At 52.9% G+C, this 539-nt stretch carries 1 protein-coding gene; it reads left to right on the forward strand.

From position 1 onward, the window contains the following. A partial coding sequence (locus J7438_RS27325; RefSeq protein WP_209279150.1) for a hypothetical protein occupies positions 1-539 on the forward strand: 539 nt, incomplete at both ends.

A 539-nucleotide genomic window follows, 5' to 3' on the forward strand; every position in this document is an offset into this window, starting at 1 on the left:
GGCCAGAGCGTCAGTTACCTGGATCAGCAACAGCTGGATGAAGGCAAACTGACTGCCTCACCGGTACATGGGGTTGAACTCGAAGCGGACGTCTGTGAGGGCGGCAGTATACTGTTTTTTCCTCCGAACCTGCCTGATGCCCTTACCTTTGAAAATCAACTGATCATCACCGTTCCAGGACACGATAAATCAGTGGTTGAGGCGTTGTTCAGGGAACTGGCAGGGCTGGGCATTGATGGCGAGCGGCCAAATACTGTTGACCTGGAAGAGCAATGGCTGGACGCCCTGGCCGACTTCCACGGTTGCCTTGGTGATATGAACCTCGCCGTGGCAGCGGATGATATCAATATTCCGGTAAACACCAGCAAAAAAGCGTTTCTTAAACGGTTGCTGAACCTCAGTGACGAAAAACTGGATTGTTTCAACCATTCCAGTATTCGCGCAGGACGTTGGGTGCATTACGGCCCGGGGTTTCCCCATGGCATTGGGACAGACCCAGCAAGGAAGTTCTGCCCCGGCCACAGTATAAACTTTTCTCC

The sequence above is a fragment of the Thalassotalea sp. G20_0 genome, from assembly GCF_017744175.1.
Classification (GTDB): Bacteria; Pseudomonadota; Gammaproteobacteria; order Pseudomonadales; family Endozoicomonadaceae; genus Endozoicomonas.